The organism is Actinomadura gamaensis, from assembly GCF_042652125.1.
Taxonomy (GTDB): domain Bacteria; phylum Actinomycetota; class Actinomycetes; order Streptosporangiales; family Streptosporangiaceae; genus Spirillospora; species Spirillospora gamaensis.
Window position 1 is genome coordinate 367878 of the sequence record NZ_JBHSIT010000004.1, and the last position, 18197, is coordinate 386074.

The window sequence follows — 18197 nt, forward strand, 5'->3', positions numbered from 1 at the left end:
CGCGGGATCCACTCCGCACGGCGTCGCCCGGCCCGGCCGGGTCCGCCCGCACCGGATGCGCCACGATCGGCGCGGCACCCGCGGTGGACCGCGCGCCCGGGGTTCCCCGCTACCGTTGTCGTACGGAGGTTCGCCGCCGGCCGCGCGGGCGCTCGCGGGGTGATCAGAACGTAACCCGGCTATCGCGCCGTGTACAGGGGCGTGGAGGGGTTCGCGGCGGTGAATAGTGCTTTGTCAGCAGTCGACCAAGGAAATACGCTCGATGGCCGTGCCTGAACCCGACGCGAACCGCAACGCTCCCGACGCCGGCCGGGCCGCGATCACCGAGCTGCTGTCCCGGGTCGCCCCCGTCGCCGAGGACCTGGCCGGACGGTTCGCCGCCGCCGGGCACGAGCTGGCGCTCGTGGGCGGCCCGGTGCGCGACGCCCTGCTGCGCCGTCCGACCAAGGACGTCGACCTCACCACCGACGCGCCGCCGAACCGCGTCCTGGAGCTGATCGACGGCTGGGCCGACGCGGTGTGGACGATCGGCATCGAGTTCGGCACGGTCGGGCTGCGCAAGGACGGCCACGAGCTGGAGATCACCACCTACCGCTCGGAGACCTACGACCCGAAGTCCCGCAAGCCCGAGGTGTCCTACGGGACGTCCCTCGTGGAGGACCTGCGGCGCCGCGACTTCGCGGTGAACGCGATGGCGGTGAAGCTGCCCGCCTACGAGTTCGTCGACCCGTTCGGCGGCCTCGTCGACCTCGGCGCGGGGCTGCTCCGCACGCCCGGCCTGCCCGAGGACTCCTTCGGCGACGACCCGCTGCGGATGCTGCGCGCGGCCCGGTTCGCGTCCCAGCTCGGCTTCTCGGTCGCGCCGGACGTGGTCGCCGCGATGTCCGCGATGGCGGACCGGATCGAGATCGTCTCGGCCGAGCGCGTCCGGGACGAGCTGTCCAAGCTGCTGTGCGGCGCGCACCCGCGCGAGGGCCTGGCGCTGCTGGTCGACACCGGCCTCGCCGCGCACGTCCTGCCGGAGCTGCCGAAGCTGCGCCTGGAGATCGACGAGCACCACCGGCACAAGGACGTCTACGAGCACTCCCTGATCGTCCTGGAGCAGGCGATCGCGCAGGAGGAGGACGGCCCCGACCTGGTCCTCCGCCTGGCCGCGCTGCTGCACGACATCGGCAAGCCGAAGACCCGCCGGTTCGAGTCGGGCGGGCGCGTCTCGTTCCACCACCACGAGGTGGTCGGCGCGAAGATGGCGCGCAAGCGGCTGACCGAGCTGCGCTACCCCAAGGACGTCATCGGCGACGTGTCCCGGCTGGTGGAACTCCACCTGCGCTTCCACGGCTACGGGACGGGCGAGTGGACCGACTCGGCCGTCCGCCGGTACGTCCGCGACGCGGGTCCGCTGCTGTCGCGGCTGCACAAGCTGACCCGCGCCGACTGCACCACCCGCAACCGCCGCAAGGCCGACCGGCTCCGCCGCACCTACGACGAGCTGGAGGAGCGCATCTGCCGGCTCGCCGAGGAGGAGGAGCTCGCCTCGATCCGTCCCGAACTGGACGGCAACGAGATCCAGCGGATCCTCGGCATCCGGCCGGGGCCGCTGGTGGGCAAGGCGTACAAGCACCTGCTCGACCTGCGCCTCGACCAGGGCCCGGTCGGGAAGGACGCGGCGACCGAGCACCTGCTCGCGTGGGCGGCGGAGCAGGGCATCGGCCCGGCGGAGGGCGAGCGATGATCGACCTGAACCTCGGGCGGATGAGCCCGCAGGCGGCCGACGACCTGGTCGCCTTCGACCGCGAGCACGTCTGGCACCCGTACGCGCCGATGCCCGCGACCGTCCCGGCGCTTCCGGTCGTGTCGGCGTCCGGCACGCGGCTGACCCTCGCCGACGGCACCGAGCTGATCGACGGCATGTCGTCGTGGTGGGCGGCGATCCACGGCTACGACCACCCGAAGCTGAACGCCGCGGTCACCGCGCAGCTCGGGAAGATGGCGCACGTCATGTTCGGCGGGCTGACGCACCCGCCCGCCGTCCGGCTGGCCCGCAAGCTGGTCGACCTGACGCCCGAGCCGCTGACCAAGGTCTTCTTCGCCGACTCCGGCTCGGTCGCGGTCGAGGTCGCGATCAAGATGGCGCTCCAGTTCTGGCGGTCGCAGGGACGGCCCGAACGGCACCGGCTGCTGACCGTCCGGGGCGGCTACCACGGCGACACCTTCGGCGACATGGCCGTGTGCGACCCGGTCAACGGCATGCACCACATCTTCAGCGACGTCCTCGCCCGGCACCTGTTCGCGGACGTCCCGCCGCTCGGCTACGACGCCGATCCGGATCCCGAGTACCTGGAGCGCCTGCGCCGCCTCGCCCGCGAGCACGCCGCCGAGATCGCCGGCGTGCTCGCCGAGCCGATCGTGCAGGGCGCCGGCGGGATGCGGTTCTACGCGCCCGAGTACCTCCAGGCGCTCCGCGAGATCGCCGACGAGCTGGGCGTGCCGCTGATCCTGGACGAGATCGCCACCGGCTTCGGCCGCACCGGCGAGCTGTGGGGCTGCGACCACGCCGAGGTCGTCCCGGACATCATGTGCGTCGGCAAGGCCCTGACCGGCGGTTACCTGACCATGGCCGCGACGCTGTGCACCGACGAGGTGGCCCGGACGATCACCGAGGGCGAGGCCGGGGTGCTGATGCACGGCCCGACCTACATGGCGAACCCGCTCGCCGCGTCCGTCGCGTCCGCGTCGATCGACCTGCTGCTGTCGCGCGACTGGCGGAGCGAGATCGACACGATCGAGGCCGTCCTCACGGCCGGGCTCGAACCGGCGCGCGACCTGCCGGACGTCGCCGACGTCCGCGTCCTCGGCGGCATCGCGGTGATCGAGATGCGCGAGCCGGTGGACATGCAGGCCGTCCAGGACACGGTCCTCGCGCACGGGGTGTGGCTGCGGCCGTTCGGGAAGCTGATCTACGCCATGCCCCCCTACGTCTCCACCGAGGACGACCTGGAGCACATCGCCGACGCCATGTACGCCGCAGCCGCCGTCGGCGTCGGCGGGACGCATGACGAGGACGCCGACCGCTAGCAGCCGGGGGTGAACCGGCGAGGTCAGGGGGCCGTTCCCAGCGGCGACGCAGCGCGGGCGGGGCCGGGCGTGACTACAGTGATCGGATGAGGGCGGGTGAGCTGCGGGGGATTCTGGGCGAGCGGAACTTCCGCCGCCTCTACGCCACGCGCCTGGTCTCGCAGCTCACCGACGGCGTCTTCCAGGTCGCGCTCGCCGGATACGTGTTCTTCTCCCCGGAGAAGCAGGCGTCGGCGGCGAAGGCGGCGGCCGCGTTCGCGGTGACGCTGCTGCCGTACTCGGCGCTCGGCCCGTTCGCCGGGGTCTTCCTCGACCGGTGGCGGCGCAGGCAGATCCTCGGGTGGGCGCCGGTGCTGCGCGCGGCCGTCGTGCTGCTCGTCGCGGCCATGGTCGCCGTGGACGAGGACGGCCTGCCCTTCTTCATCGGCGGCCTCGTCGTGCTCGGCGTCAACCGCTTCTTCCTGTCCGCGCTGTCGGCGGCCCTGCCGCACGTGGTGCGGAGGGAGCGGCTCGTCACCGCGAACGCGTTCGCGGTGACGTCCGGGACGATCATCGCGTTCGTCGGCGGCGGCCTCGGCTACCTGCTGCGCGGGGTGTTCGGCGCGGGGACGCGCGGCACCGCGTCCATCCTCGTCGTCGCCGCGGTGCTGTTCCTGGCCGCCGGGGCGATCGCCGCGCTGCTGCCCCGCGACCTGCTCGGTCCGTACGCGGACGAGACGTCCGGCGGCGGGACGGCCCGGGAGGTCCTGCACGGCCTGGCGGACGGCGCGCGGCACATCGCGCGGCTGCGTCCGGCCGCGCTCGCGCTCGGCGCGATCTCGTTCCACCGGTTCCTGTACGGCGTCGTGCTGATGCAGACGCTGCTGCTCTGCCGGGGCCACTTCACCGGCGACGCCGAGGACGGCCTGCGCGTCGCGGCGGTGATGCTCGGCGTGTCCGGCGCGGGCTACTTCGCCGCGGCGGTCATCACCCCGGCGGTCGTGCGGCGGATCAGCAAGCCCGCGTGGATCTCCCTGCTGCTGGCGGGCGGCGGAGCGTCCCTGCTGGTCCTGGGGCTGCCGTTCGCCGAGGTTCCGTGGGCGGCGGCGTCGTTCGCGCTGGGCGTCTCGTCGCAGGGCGTGAAGCTGTGCGTGGACACGATCCTCCAGGAGACCGTCGAGGACGCTTACCGGGGACGCGTCTTCGCCGTCTACGACATGCTCTTCAACGCCACGTTCGCCGCGGCGGCGGCGCTCGCCGCGAGCTGGCTGCCGACGAGCGGCGTCTCGTCCCGGACGGTCGTCGCGGTCGCGGTCGTGTACGCGGTGGGCGCGCTGCTGTACCGCGCCGCGTCCAACCGCGTGCGGGTGCTCACAGACGCTCCTCGAAACGCCGCTTGAGGTGCGTGTAGTCGTCCTCGGGGAACAGGCCGGGCAGCGCGTCGAGCGTTCGCTCCAGCCTGGCTCGCACCAGGTCGAACTCCTCGGTCGCCAGCGGCGCGCGGGTGAACAGGAACTGCCAGCCGAACGCTCCGCGGGTCAGCAGCAGCGTGTCCAGATACTCACGGTATCCGATGTCGAGCCTCCAGTCGGCGTACCGGATCGTGGACCACCACAGCTCCGGCTCGCCGCCGCCCGGACGCAGCCGGATCCCGGCGAAGTTGCCCGTCCCGGTGACGGGATGCTCGTCGATGATGCGCAGCTCCGCGGATGGGAAGCGCTTCCCGCCCTCCCAGGGGTCGATCCACGAGTCGTACGCCTGCGGCTTCGCGTGGGCGAGGGACGTCAGGAAGAACTCGCCGCCCACGCCGGGCTCGGTGGTCGTCCATTGGCGGCCCAGGCCGCGAAAGCGGACGAAGCAGTCAGCCAAGCCGGCGGGCGCGGTGATTTCGCCGCTCGCGTCCGCGGAACCGGCGCCGTGCGCGGTGTCGGAGGTGCTGTCGGGCGCGGTGCTGGAGGTGGTGTCGGAGGTGCTGTCGGGCGCGGTGCTGGAGGTGGTGTCGGGCGCGGTGCTGGAGGTGGTGTCGGGCGCGGTGTCGGGCGTGGTCAGTGCCGTCCAGGCCGCGTCGGGGTCGGCGAACCGGGCGTCGAGGTCGCCGTCGTTCCGGTACCGGACGCTGATCTCCGGGTGCGCGTCGAGCTCGGCGCACACCGTGCGCCAGCGGGCCTCGTACGCGTTCGGCTCCGTCGCCATGGCCGCCGCCTCCGCTTCTGGTCGATCATCGAAGCGGAGGACGATACCCGACCGCGGTCACCGAAACGCCCGTATTAATAAGGGTTTCTGCGGTTTCGGCCCCCTTCCCGTGCGCCTCATCCGCCAGGTGCTTCCGTGCGCGGAGGGAGAGAGCGGACTACGTCCGTGCCCCGGCGTCCTGAACACGCTGCACGCCCAGCTCTCCGCGCTCGACCAGCGTGCGAGCGAGATCGCGCGCACGAGAAGTCCTCGAACGCACGATCGCCGCCGCCGCGCGCAGCCGGCCGTCCTGATGGCCTGAGCCGCCGAGCCGGGTTGGTCGTGTCCTGGAGGAACGCGGGATCACCGGGCGAGGTAGATGCGGGTGTAGTCGTCACCGGCTGCGGTCGGGAGGAACAAGGCGTTTCGGACGCGCGAGGACGTGAAGATCGTGTACTTGCGGTCGAGGAGCGGCAGGATCGCCGCGTCCTGAGTGACCACCTGGTCGGCGCGGCGCCAGAGATCGGCGGACCTCGACTCGTCCGGGGCCGTGAGCGCCTGGTCGATCAGCGCGTCCACCCGGGGATTGCGGTAGCCGCCGTAGTTGGTGGATCCGGGCCCGAGGGAACGCCCCGACAGCAGCGGCAGGAGCACCGAGCGGCCGTTCGAGCCGTACCAGTCGGGCGTCCAGCCGGGGGCGGCGATGTCCCATTCGCCCGCCGCGCCGCGTCCGGGGTCGGCGAGCGTGCGCCCGTAGAAGTCGCCGCCGGTGTCCGGGGTGAGGACGGTCCGGACGCCGCAGGCCGCGAAGTTCCGTTCCAGGGACTCGGCGATCAGCTTGTGCACGCTGTTCACGCGGTACGGGAACCGGAGTGTCAGACCCCCTGGATAGCCTGCCGAGGCGAGCAGGCGGCGGCAGGTGGCGGGGTCGCCGGAGTCGCCCGGCGTCGGGAACGGGTCGGCGGGCGCGTACCCGGTCGTGCCCGGCGGGATGACCGTGTGCAGCGGATCGGCCACGGCCGGCCCGCCGACGACCTTGACGAGGGCGGAGCGGTCCACCGCGCGGGCGAGCGCGCGGCGGACGTCCCGGTCGGCCAGCGCGTGCCCGTTGTTCGGGCTGCGCAGGTTGAACACCAGGTACGGGCTGGTGGACGGCGCCTCCCGCACGGCGAAGCGGGGGTCGTGGCCGGAGCGCAGGCGCGCCAGCGCCGGGGTCGGCACGGGCTGGTCCCAGGCCAGGTCGGCCGCGCCCGTCTCCAGTTGCTGCTGGACGGCCTCGGGGGAGTCCTGCCCGAGCGTAATCTGGATGCGGTCGACGTGCCGCTCGCGCAGCGGGTCGGTCCCGGCGCGCCATGCCGGGTTCCGGGTGAGCAGGTAGGACGTGCCCGGACGGTACTCGGCGATCCGGTACGGGCCGTCCGAGACCGTGTGCTGCCTGAAGGCCGGGCCGTCCGGCACGTAGGAGTCGTACTCGCGCGGCGCGGCCGCCGTGTACCCGAGGGTCAGGAGGTTGAGGAAGTCGGAGGCGCGCCTGGTGAGGCGGAACACCAGGGTCCGGTCGTCCGCGGCGCGGACGCCCTCGATGTCGTGCGCGTTCTGGTAGGCGGCGAGCGCGGCGGCGGTCCGCGCGTCCGCGCCGGCCGAGCCCGACGTGGCCGCGCCGATGCCGCGCGCCCCGACCCGGGCGTATCCGCGGCAGTAGGCGTCCATGCCGCGCAGCGTCGAGGTGAAGTAGCTCCTCCCGGGGGACGGCGTCGCCGGATTGCACAGGCGCTTGAACCCGCGCACGAAGTCGGGCGCGGTCACCGGTCGCGGCGGCCTCGTGTCCCACATCGCGTCGCCGCGCAGGCGGACGGTGTAGGTCAGCCCGTCCGCGCTGATGCCGCCGTTCGCCCGCGTGGGGAGCCGCTCCGCCACGTCCGGATGCACCGGCACCGTCTCGGCGAACGTGTTGGACGCGACCGTCCCGAACAGGGTGCGCGCGAACGTCCGGTCGAGCCCGCGCGCCCCCACGCTCTCGGCCGACGCCGTGTCCAGATGCTCCACGTCGGACGACCCGACCACCCGCAGCGTCCCGCCGTCCCGAGGCACCCCCGCATGCGTCGGTCCGTCGCTCCCCGCCCACCCCGAACATCCCGCCGAAAGCGCCGCCACCCCAGTGACCAGCGCAACAACCCGCCGCCGCCGGCCCCCGACGTCAATACGCCGCTCCGCGCCGTCGCGTCGTGCTACGCCCGCGCGTCGTTTGGAGCCCGCGCGCTGCTCTGCCCGGTCGTGCCGTGCTGCGCCCGGCCCTTGTTCTGTACCGTCGCGGCGTCCTGGGCTTTTGCGCCAGGCCGCATGATCGCGCCGGCCGCCACGCTCGCGTGACTCCTTGGGCTGGTAGGTGTCCCTTCGGCCGTGCCGGGGCGGGCCTTCATGGCGGAGCGGGCGGTCGCGCTGGTCCGCTCGGCGGGGAGTGCGAGGGGCTGAGGTGCGGGAGCGGGTGGGGTGGGGCGCGGGGTGCCACGCCGGTGGTGCCATGGGGAGCCTCCTGGAAGGTCACGCGGGGTGCCAGGGTAGAGCCAGAGCGTGACAACAGGGGCTGTATCCCGATTTTCCCTATGAAACACGTGACCCCTGGCAGGACATGCCTGCCAGGGTCACCTGGACGATCGCGTTCCTCGTGGCGGCCTCAGCGGCGCGCGGTCACGGGGACGGAGGTCAGCGGTCGAGCTCGCCGTTGATGAAGGCCTCGACGGCGTCGTGCGCGTCGTCGTCGGAGTACTGCTCCGGCGGGGACTTCATGAAGTAGGAGCTGGCCGACAGGATCGGGCCGCCGATGCCGCGGTCCTTGGCGATCTTGGCGGCGCGGACCGCGTCGATGATGACGCCGGCGGAGTTGGGGGAGTCCCAGACCTCCAGCTTGTACTCCAGGTTCAGCGGGGTGTCGCCGAAGGACTTGCCCTCCAGGCGGACGTAGGCCCACTTGCGGTCGTCCAGCCACGGCACGTGGTCGGACGGGCCGATGTGCACGTCGGCCTTCGCCATCTCGTGCGGGATCTGCGAGGTGACCGACTGCGTCTTGGAGATCTTCTTGGACTGGAGGCGCTTGCGCTCCAGCATGTTCATGAAGTCCATGTTGCCGCCGAAGTTGAGCTGGTAGGTGCGCAGCAGCTCGACCCCGCGGTCCTCGAAGAGCTTGGCCATGACGCGGTGCGTGATGGTCGCGCCGACCTGGGACTTGATGTCGTCACCGACGATCGGCACGCCCGCCTCGGTGAACTTCGCGGCCCACTCGGGGTCGGAGGCGATGAACACCGGCAGCGCGTTCACGAACGCGACCTTGGCGTCGATGGCGCACTGCGCGTAGAAGCGGTCCGCCTCCTCCGAGCCCACCGGCAGGTAGGACACCAGGACGTCGACGTTCGCGTCCTTGAGGGCCTGGACGACGTCCACCGGCTCGGCGTCGGACTCCTCGATGATGTCGCGGTAGTACTCGCCGAGACCGTCGAAGGTGTGGCCGCGCTGCACCGTCACGCCGGACGGCGGGACGTCGGCGAACTTGATGGTGTTGTTCTCGCTCGCGAAGATCGCCTCGGAGAGGTCCATGCCGACCTTCTTGGCGTCCACGTCGAAGGCGGCGACGAACTCGACGTCGCCGACGTGGTACTCGCCGAACTGGACGTGCATGAGGCCGGGGACACGCGTCTCGGGGGCCGCGTCCTTGTAGAACTCGACACCCTGGACGAGCGAAGAGGCGCAGTTGCCCACACCCACGATGGCTACGCGCACCGAACCCATCCGGTTGCTCCTTCTCTTTAGCGGTTTGCGATCCTCGCCCGCCCCGAAGGGCGAACGCCACCTCTGCGGGACTTGAGGTGGTGCTCACCCGTCCCTCAAGGCCGCGCCGCGGTCAGCGGCCGGTCTCCCGAGGCATGTTCTGAATCGTTTGCTGGATACGTTCTCTGGTTCTTGCCTGTTCCTGCTCCGCCCGCTCGCGCCCGATCAGCTCGTTGAGCCACCGGACCTCGCGCTCGACGGATTCAAGTCCATGGTTCTGGAGCTCGAGGGTGTACGAGTCGACCCGCTCGCGGGTCCGCGCCAGTGCGGCGCGCACGCTCTCCAGCCGCTCCTCCAGCCGGCTGCGCCGGCCTTCCAGGATGCGCAGCCGCACGTCGGCGCGGGTGTGCGAGAAGAAGGCGAAGTGCACGCCGAACCCCTCGTCCTCCCACGCCGCCGGGCCGGCCTCGGTGAGCAGCTGCTGGAGCCGCTCCTTGCCGTCGGCGGTGAGCTTGTACACGATCTTCGAGCGCCGGCTCTGCAGCGCGAGCGGCACGTTCGGCTCCTGCGGCCGGTCCTCGACGATGAGCCCCTTGGCGAGGAGCTGCTTGAGGCACGGGTACAGCGAGCCGTACGAGAACGCGCGGAACATGCCGAGCAGGATGTTGAGCTGCTTGCGCAGCTCGTACCCGTGCATCGGGGACTCGTGGAGCAGCCCGAGCACGGCGAGCTCCAGCACGCCCGCGCCCTTCTTGCCCGCCATAGTCCCGTCCCGTCGCGTCGCCCGCGGAGCCGATGTCTCCATGTGATGTATCGAGTGAATGTATCGACTCGATACATCTGAAAGATACGTACCACCGCGCGTCCTGGCAAGTCCGCACGATGTGATCACTGCCGCACGGACCGGACGCGGGGCCCGCGAGGTGTCCCGCGCCCCTGCTCCGACGCACGTCACGGCCGGTCGGGACGGACACGTCGGGCGCGATCTTCCGATCGCGGGCGGGCCGGGCTTACCCTGCTGGAATGCGGGCCGGACACGGTGCTCGGAACCGCCGCTCATGAGGCCGCGGCTGATCGTCGACTACGGCCTGGCCAAGCGGGCGGCGCTGGCCGAGCTGCGTTCCGGGCAGCTGACCCGCGCGGACGCCTGCGACGCCCAGCCCTACCTGCTGCGCGCGGCCCGCTACCACGGGGAGACGACCGACACGCCCTGCCCGGTCTGCCACGCCGTCCCGCTCACCCTCGTCCGCTACGTCTACGGGGACGAGCTGGGCCGGCTCGACGGGCGCGTCACCGGGCCGGCCGAGCTCGCCGAGATGGCGCGGGAGTACGGGGAGTTCCGGGTCTACGTGGTCGAGGTGTGCCAGAGTTGCTCCTGGAACCACCTTTCGCGTTCCTATGTCCTGGGCCACGGGGATTCGTCGCCTGACGGATGAGCCGGGCCGCCCGCCGCGAAATCCCCGGTGGACCTGCCCGTTCACCGGTTCGAGGCCGCGTCCGGTGCCGCCGCGGGGGCCGCTCCGGGAGCGTCGCGCCCAGTGCCAAGGTCTCGTCCGCACCCGGCACACCCCTCTCCCGTTCACCGGACGGCCCAGTACTCTTCCGACACCACAACTGTCGTAGTCCCCTGCCGAACGAGGTCACGTGAGCACTCCAGGCCAGCCCCGACCGGAACCCGGTCCGCTGCGGCCGGGCGGACGGCACGTCCCCGCGCCCGGCGGCAGTCCGGACGCGTCGGCGAACACTCCTCCCTTCCCTGGCCGCGACGGGTCCGGCGCGTTCGGCGCGACCGGCGCGACCGGCGCGTCCGGTGGTCCGGGCGGTCCCGGCGTCGGCGCCGGCCCACCGCCGGTCGGTTCCCCACCACCCGCGTTCCCGGGCAGGGCGTCCGGTGGCGGAGCCGCGATGGGCATGCCGGGGACGGGGCATGGAGGCGGCGAGCTCACGTTCGGCTACCCCGAGCCGGTCGGTCCAGGACGACCCGGCGGCCCGGGCGGCCCGGGTGGGCCTGGAGGTCCCGGTGGCCCCGGTGGGCCCGGAGGCGGACGGCGACGGAAGCAACCGGAACGCGGGCCCCGGCGCTGGTACGACCACTTCCGGTCGCGGACGACCGGCTGGCGGCGGTTCCTGCCGTCCTGGAAGCTGGTGATCGGGTCCGGGCTGCTCCTGACGGCGGGCGCCGGCACGATGGTCGGCATCGCGTACGCGCAGACGCCCGTCCCGGACGAGGGCAACGCGGACGCCACCAAGACCGCCGCGATCTTCTACTACTCCGACGGCAAGACCGAGATCGGACGGATCGGTAAGAACCGGATCACCGTCCCGATCGGCAAGGTGCCGATGCACGTCCGGTACGCGGTCGTCGCCGCGGAGAACCGCTCGTTCTACAGCGACAGCGGCTTCTCGCCCACCGGCATCACCCGCGCCATCTGGACGAACGTGTCCGGCGGCGACACCCAGGGCGGCTCGACCATCACGCAGCAGCTCGCGAAGAACTACTACCTGAACGACAAGCGGACGATGGGCCGCAAGTTCAAGGAGCTGTTCATCTCGCTGAAGCTGGAGGACAAGCTCGGCAGCAAGGACAAGATCCTCGAGCTGTACCTGAACACGATCTACTTCGGCCGCAACTCCTACGGCATCGAGGCCGCGTCCAACACCTACTTCGGCAGGCACGTCGAGCAGCTCACGCCCGACCAGGGCGCGCTGCTCGCCGCGATCATCCAGCAGCCGGGCAAGTACGACCCGCGCAGCGGGAACAAGCAGTGGCAGGCCGAGACGCTGGCGCGCTACAAGTACGTCCTGGACGGCATGCGGAAAATGCACAAGCTGACCGACGCGCAGTTCGCCCAGTACAGCCGGCAGATGCCGGAGACCAAGGAGATCGGCGGGCCGTCCACCTTCGGCGGGCAGCGCGGCTACGCCATCAAGCGGGCGCTCAAGGAGCTGGACCGGCAGGGCATCACCGAGCAGACCGTGGTGGAGAAGGGCCTGCGCATCACCACGACGTTCGACAAGGACAAGATGGCCGCCGCGAAGAAGGCCGTCGAGACCGCCGTGCCGAACGTCGACCCGAACAAGCTGCTGAAGAAGCACATCCGGCTCGGCCTGGCGTCGGTCGACACCTCGAACGGCGAGGTCGAGGCCATCTACGGCGGTCCGAGCTACCTGAAGGACGCCTACGACAACGTCTGGATGGGCAGCGCGCAGGCCGGGTCCGCGATGAAGCCGTACGTCCTCGCGGCGGCGCTGGAGAAGGGCTACGGGCTGAAGAGCCTCGTCGAAGGACGCTCCGGGATGGGCTTCGACGGACAAGGCAACTCGGTCAGGGGCGGCGCGCCGAACGACGTCACGCAAGGCGGTCTACCGAACTCGCACAACGCCAAGGGCGGCATCACGCTGCTCCAGGCGATGAAGGAGTCCACGAACACGGCCTTCGCGCAGCTCGCGTTGAAGACCGGACCGTCCAACGTCGTCTCGATGGCCGAGCAACTGGGCGTCAGCCCCGACATGGTGGGCCGGTACAAGGGCCAGTACGGCATCGCGCTCGGCATCAACGACATCCGGCCGATCGAGCAGGCGTCCGGTTACTCGGTCTTCGCGAACGGCGGCACGTGGTACCAGCCGCACGTCGTCCGGAAGGTGGCGACGGCCGACGGCAGGGCCTTCAAGGCGCTGAACTGGCAGGTGAAGAAGTCGGCGCTGTCGAAGCCGATCACGCAGGACGTCACCTACGCGCTCCAGCAGCCGGTGAAGCCGGGCGGCACCGCGCCGTCGGCGGCGCTGTCGGACCGTCCGGTCGCCGGTAAGACCGGTACGACCGACAAGAACGTGGCGACCTGGTTCGTGGGATACGTCCCGCAGCTCTCGACCGCCGTGACGATGTACAACAACGACCGGAAGACGCTGGTCGTGCCGGGCATCGGCGAGGTGGTCGGCGGCACCGTCCCGGCGCGGATCTGGCACGCCTACATGGCCGAGGCGACCAAGGGCATGCCGGTCGAGCAGTTCCCGCCGCCCGCCTGGGTCGGCACCCCGCAGAAGTGGGTGGACGTCTACAAGGAGAAGAAGAAGGACAAGCGCCCGCCGTGGTGCGACAACAACCCGTGGGCGCAGCTCGACCCGCAGTGCCGTGGCGGCGGCCACGACGGGGACGGCGGAGGCAAGCAGCCCTGCCAGTCGCCCTTCCCGGACGGCAACTGCGACCCGAACAAGCCGCCGTCCGACCCGCCGCCGCAGTGGTGGTGCTTCCAGCACCGCGGTGACGACCGGTGCGACGGCCGCGGAAGGGGACGCGGGCACGGCAACAACGGCCCGGCGTGGCCGAACTCGCTGGCGGACCGTCCGCGGATCCTCGTGACACCGCCGCCGTCGAGACCGTAACCCCGGTCCTGACCGAAACCAGGCGAGCCCGGCCCGACAACCCGTCGGGCCGGGCTCGCGTCTTGTGAAGGGAGTGAGAAGCCGAAGTTCGACCTTCGGTGCCCGCCGCGGCACCGAGAGTGATCTACCTCATTAAGTGACAAAACAGTAAAAGCCCCGCTGAACTGGGACTTTTTGTGTCGATCCCGCGTTGATCGTGCGTCCGTGCGTGTCCGGGCCGCCCCCAGCGCCCCGTGGTGCACAGTACTCTCGGACGACGCACAGCCGTACCCCCACCAATGAGGTCGTGTGAGTTACCGAAGCCAATACGGACCGGAATACGGAGAGAGCCCGCGTCAGGCGCCGGGCTCCAACCGCCCCGGCGGTAGCGCCATGCCCCCGGGCCGGGGTACACCGAACGGTGACCCCGGCGCCCCCGCGCGAGGCCGCCGGCCGGCCCGCGTCGGAGGCCGGGGCGCGCCGTCCCGCCAGGGCGGAGGCCGCCAGGCGCCGCCGGGTGGCGGCGGACGCCGAGGCGCGCCCCCGAACGCCCCGCGCCGTCCCGCGCCGGGAGGCCCCGGCGTCGGCAGCCCGATGGGCCCCGGCGGCCCGATGGGGCCCGGCGGCCCGGGTCGTCCGGGCGGCGGAGGCCGCGGCCCGGGTGGGCCCGGCGGTGGCGGCGGCCCGGGCGGACCGGGAGGCCCCGGCGGTCCGGGCGACGACTTCTGGGGTTCGGACGAACGCGAGGGCCGTCGCGGACGCGGCGACGGCGGCAGGGGCCGTAAGGGCCGCAAGCCGAAGAAGACCGGCTGGCGCCGCTGGGTGCCGTCCTGGAAGATCGTTTCGGCGGTCACCGCGCTCTGCGTCCTCGCCGTCGCGACGCTCATCGTCACCGGCTACATGCTCACCGACGTGCCCAACGGCGTTCAGGACGGCGTCGTCGACCAAGGCACGACGATCATGTACACGGACGGCAAGACGCCGATCGCCCGGGTCGGGACGCACCGGCAGAGCCTCCAGCTCAACCAGATCCCGGAAGTCGTCCAGAAGGCGGTGCTCGCCGCCGAGGACCGCAACTTCTACAGCGAGACCTGGGGCGTCTCGCCCAAGGGTCTCGCCCGCGCGCTCTACCTCACCGGGACCGGCGGTGACGTCCAGGGCGGTTCGACGATCACCCAGCAGCTCGCCCGGAACTACTACCAGGGCTTGAGCCGGGATAAGACGATCAGCCGGAAGGTGAAGGAGATCTTCATCTCCATCAAGCTCCGGCGCAAGATCGACGCCAAGCAGATCCTGGAGATGTACCTGAACACGGTCCCGTTCGGGCGCAACGCCTACGGGATCCAGGCGGCCGCCCAGGCGTACTTCCGCAAGGATGTCGGAAAGCTCGACTACCAGCAGGCCGCGATGCTCGCCGCGATGATCCAGCGGCCGAACTTCTTCGCGACCCAGGGCACCTCGATCAACCACACGCTCCTGATCCAGCGCTGGCATTACGTCCTCGACGGCATGGTCAAGATGGGCGCCATCACCGACCAGCAGAAGCAGAACGCCCAGTTCCCGAAGACGACCACGCGTTGGAGCGACGTGAAGGGCGCCAACGGCCAGGGCATCTACATCCAGCAGCGGGTGGAATCCGAGCTGAACGGGATCAATCTTCCCGACAACTGGGATAAGAACGGGGCCCGGATCGTCACGACCATCGACTCGAAGTGGATGGACTACGCCGCGCAGGCGGTGGACGAGGCGGACGTCAAGAAATGGCCGAAGTACATTTCCAGCGGCCTCATCGCCGTCGACCCGAGCAACGGCGAGATCAAGGCGTTCTACGGCGGCGACAAGAAGCACAACGGGGACTACGACAGCGTCTTCAACCCGAGCGCTCAGGCCGGTTCGTCGTTCAAGCCCTACGTGCTGGCGACGGCGCTCAAGGCGGGCTACAGCATCAAGTCCACGATCGACGGCCACTCGCCGCAGTGCTTCGACACCCAGGGCGAGAACATCCCCGGCACTTCGGATCGGACGTCGTGCCGCCTCAAGGGCGGATATCCCGTCTCCAACGACGAGGGTGACGGCCCGATGGGCGTCATCGACATGGTGAAGGCCACCGAGAAGTCGGTGAACACCGCGTACGTCAAGCTCGGCCTCAAGCTGGGGACGAACCAGGTGGCCAAGACGGCCATGGAGTTCGGCGTCCCGCAGAAGTCCATCGACGGCATCAAGCAGCGCGGCGGCGGCATCCCCGGTGGTATCGCCCTCGGTATCGCCGACGTCCCAGCGGTCAACCAGGCGGCCGGATACGCGGCCTTCGCCAACGGCGGCCTGAAGGTCACCCCGCACCTCATCAGGAAGGTGCAGGGTTACGACGCGGTCCACAAGAAGTGGGTGGACTACAAACTGCCCTGGGACAAGAAGAAGCCCGAGCGGATCATGGACCCCGACCTGGCGGCCCAGGCCGACACCGCGATGAAGGCGGTCGTGCAGAGCGGTACCGCGACGCGTGCGCAGCTCGATGACGGACGCCAGGTGGCCGGTAAGACGGGTACCACCGAAGAGAACGTCGCCGCGTGGTTCGTGGGCTACGTTCCGCAGCTCTCCACTGCCGTGACGATGTTCAACACGAAGCACAAGACGATCAGCGGTATCCCCGGCTTCCAGGGCAACAGCGTCTACGGTGGCACGATCCCCGCGGAGATCTGGAAGTCCTTCATGGAGAAGGTCATCCACGGGGAGAACATGGAGGCGAAGAGCTTCCCGGAGCCGACGTACTCGGGCACCGAGCCGAAGCAGTGGGACCAGCCGACCACGGCGCCGAAGACGTCGGACTCGCCGACCATGACGCCGACCTGCCCGTCCGGCCAGACGCCGGTCCCGGGCAAGGGCAAGAAGTGCAAGCCGACCACGTCGACGCCTCCGACGCCGCCGACCACGCCGCCGACCACGCCGAGTGGCAGCCTGCCGCCGTGTCAGCTACCGGGCATGGGCAAGCCGCAGTGTGACCCGGACAAACCACCGCTCGGGCCCAACGGAAAGCCGCTGAAGTGGTGGTGCGACAGTCATCCGGGCAGGTGCAAGCCGACGGACCCGAACGACCCGAACCAGGGGCAGGGGCAGGGGCCGCAGGCGCTTCCGCAGTACGCGGGCACGCCGCCACGCGAGGCGTCGTCCTAAGAGGGCGCGCGAAACACGCGGTCCGGCGCGGGGTCGCCGTCCACACCAGGACGGCGGCCCCGCGCTGGCGTTTCAGCCCTGCGCGCCCGCTTCGGGCGTGCGCTGCCCACTTCAGACGGCCGACGCCCGCTTTCAGGCGTGCGGCGTCTGCTTCAGGCGCGCGACGTCCGTTTCAGGGATGCGGGGCTGCTCGCACGCTCAGGCCGGGCGGCTGGACTTCGCCTTGGCGACGGAGCCGGGCGCCCAGGTCCGCGGCCGTCCTCTCTCGGCGGGCGGCTCCCCGCCGTTCTCCCATCCGTCGATCCGGGCCGCCGCGGCGCCGTCGCCTTTCCCGCGATCGGTGGCCTGGACCGTCCAGCCGATCCGGTGCAGCAGCAGGTCCACCCCGGCGAGGGTGTACTCGACGCCGAAGCGGCGGTGGACGAGCAGGGCGACCCGGGCCAGCGTCCAGCCCTGGTCGCGGTCCCAGCCGTGCGCGGCGGGACCGGCCTGCAACTCGCGCTCCAGGATCCGCAACTGGGCGCGGGTCAGGCGGCATCGCGCGCCGCCGGGTCCCTTGGATCTCAGTGCCGCCCGTCCGCCGGTGGCCAGCGCGCGCCGCCACCGGTTCGCCGACATCCGCGTCACTCCGAACCGCCGCGCGACCTCCCGGTCGCTCGCACCCATCTCGATCATCGTGGCCGCGGCCATGCGCACCCGCTCCCGCCGGGCCCGCTCCTCCGCGGTCAGCCCGCCTCCATCGGGATACCTCATAGCTTCGGCATAACAGGTCCGGGGGCAGTCGTCACCAGGCTTCTCGCCGCCGCGGCGGTCACTGGGACGCCAGCGGAGAACCGTGCCGGACGGGGGCCGCGAGGTTCCCGTGAGCGGCTGTCCACAACAGGACGCGCGTGGACGCGGTGATGTCCGATACGGCGATCTTCCGGACGGTAGCGTGCCGGAAAAGCCCATGATCACGGGAGTAGCACATGGGATCCAAGGCCCTGGTGGCATCTCTGGTCTCGACGCTGGTGGCGGGGACGGTGCTGGCCGTCGCCGCGCCGGCGCAGGCGGCCGAGCCGCCGTCCGCGCAGGCGAAGCAGTGCGCGCTGGGCAAGTGGACGCTCGTCGGCACCAACTCGCAGTCCACCGGAACCAACCGCTGGTACAAGGGATCGCGGACCGGTGGCGGCGGCGCGAAGCTGACCATCACCAAGAGCAAGTCGTACTACAACTTCGACAGGTCGGCCCGCATCTGGGAGCTCGACTACCTGAAGAAGGGCCACAAGCCCAACAAGGCGTACGACGTCTACCGGAAGAACATCGCCATTCCCTCGTCGGTGAGCGGCGGGGCGAAGGGCGTCTTCACCACGAAGACGCGCGCGGCCACCGGGAACGGGACGTTCAAGTCCGTCGGCGTCGTCCCGCCGGGGCCGGGGCCGAGCGGGAGCCTGGTGCAGGTCCTCTTCAAGCGCGGGATCGACGTGATCCAGGTACCGGGCAAGGTGTCGTTCACGTGCTCGCGCACCAAGATGGTCTGGAAGCGCAGCTACACCTGGTACAACCCGTCCGCGAAGCTGCACGCCAAGGAGGTCGAGACGGCCACCTGGCGGCGCGGCTGACGCCGTCCGACGCGGCCTGTCGTCCGTGGCGGCGCGTCGCCCGTGCTCTCGGAAGCCGGGGCGGCGCGCCGCTCG

Annotated in this window: 12 protein-coding genes; 7 read left to right on the top strand and 5 right to left on the bottom strand. The window is 71.1% G+C overall.

Going from position 1 to position 18197, the window contains the following annotated elements; all coding sequences use genetic code 11:
* Positions 1-262 precede the first annotated feature (262 nt).
* The 3 genes from ACFPCY_RS15785 (at position 263) to ACFPCY_RS15795 (ending at position 4454) form a co-directional block, all read left to right on the top strand.
* Positions 263-1732 carry a CCA tRNA nucleotidyltransferase gene (locus ACFPCY_RS15785; protein WP_378255743.1) on the top strand — a complete coding sequence of 490 codons (1470 nt, stop codon included), beginning with the start codon at positions 263-265 and terminating at the stop codon, positions 1730-1732.
* The gene (locus tag ACFPCY_RS15790; RefSeq protein ID WP_378255745.1) at positions 1729-3075 is read left to right on the top strand and encodes an adenosylmethionine--8-amino-7-oxononanoate transaminase; all 1347 of its coding nucleotides are present in this window, start codon (positions 1729-1731) and stop codon (positions 3073-3075) included. The genes ACFPCY_RS15785 and ACFPCY_RS15790 overlap by 4 nt, the downstream gene beginning before the upstream one ends.
* 86 nt (positions 3076-3161) lie before the next feature.
* Entirely contained in the window at positions 3162-4454 is a 1293-nt protein-coding gene (locus tag ACFPCY_RS15795) for an MFS transporter (RefSeq protein WP_378255747.1), read from the top strand.
* Here ACFPCY_RS15795 and ACFPCY_RS15800 read toward each other — a convergent pair.
* From ACFPCY_RS15800 to ACFPCY_RS15815, 4 genes are all read right to left on the bottom strand, one after another.
* Positions 4426-5247, bottom strand: a complete 822-nt coding sequence (locus ACFPCY_RS15800; protein WP_378255749.1) for a hypothetical protein — start codon at positions 5245-5247, stop codon at positions 4426-4428. The two genes, ACFPCY_RS15795 and ACFPCY_RS15800, sit on opposite strands and share 29 nt — an antisense overlap.
* 342 nt (positions 5248-5589) lie before the next feature.
* Positions 5590-7317 carry an ABC transporter substrate-binding protein gene (locus tag ACFPCY_RS15805; protein ID WP_378255751.1) on the bottom strand — a complete coding sequence of 576 codons (1728 nt, stop codon included), beginning with the start codon at positions 7315-7317 and terminating at the stop codon, positions 5590-5592.
* A 612-nt stretch (positions 7318-7929) separates the two neighbouring features.
* Positions 7930-9009 carry an inositol-3-phosphate synthase gene (locus ACFPCY_RS15810; RefSeq protein ID WP_378255753.1) on the bottom strand — a complete coding sequence of 360 codons (1080 nt, stop codon included), beginning with the start codon at positions 9007-9009 and terminating at the stop codon, positions 7930-7932.
* A gap of 112 nt (positions 9010-9121) precedes the next feature.
* Positions 9122-9751: a PadR family transcriptional regulator gene (locus ACFPCY_RS15815; protein WP_378255755.1), complete on the bottom strand. Its 630-nt coding sequence runs from the start codon at positions 9749-9751 to the stop codon at positions 9122-9124.
* Positions 9752-10046: 295 nt separating this feature from the next.
* On the opposite strand from ACFPCY_RS15815, the gene ACFPCY_RS15820 reads away from it, so the two are divergent.
* From ACFPCY_RS15820 to ACFPCY_RS15830, 3 genes are all read left to right on the top strand, one after another.
* Positions 10047-10424, top strand: coding sequence for a DUF5318 family protein (locus tag ACFPCY_RS15820; RefSeq protein ID WP_378255757.1), 378 nt, complete (start codon positions 10047-10049; stop codon positions 10422-10424).
* Positions 10425-10632: 208 nt separating this feature from the next.
* Positions 10633-13371, top strand: coding sequence for a transglycosylase domain-containing protein (locus ACFPCY_RS15825; protein WP_378255759.1), 2739 nt, complete (start codon positions 10633-10635; stop codon positions 13369-13371).
* 591 nt (positions 13372-13962) lie between these two features.
* The gene (locus ACFPCY_RS15830) at positions 13963-16521 is read left to right on the top strand and encodes a transglycosylase domain-containing protein (protein ID WP_378255760.1); all 2559 of its coding nucleotides are present in this window, start codon (positions 13963-13965) and stop codon (positions 16519-16521) included.
* Between the two features lie 198 nt (positions 16522-16719).
* Here the strand turns inward: ACFPCY_RS15830 and ACFPCY_RS15835 are convergent, their stop codons facing one another.
* A complete protein-coding gene (locus ACFPCY_RS15835; protein WP_378255762.1) occupies positions 16720-17274 on the bottom strand; it encodes a winged helix-turn-helix domain-containing protein in 555 nt (184 codons plus the stop codon).
* A 215-nt stretch (positions 17275-17489) separates the two neighbouring features.
* Here ACFPCY_RS15835 and ACFPCY_RS15840 point away from each other — a divergent pair, with 215 nt between their 5' ends.
* On the top strand, positions 17490-18122 hold the full coding sequence (locus tag ACFPCY_RS15840; protein ID WP_378255764.1) for a hypothetical protein: 633 nt from the start codon (positions 17490-17492) through the stop codon (positions 18120-18122).
* Positions 18123-18197 lie beyond the last annotated feature (75 nt).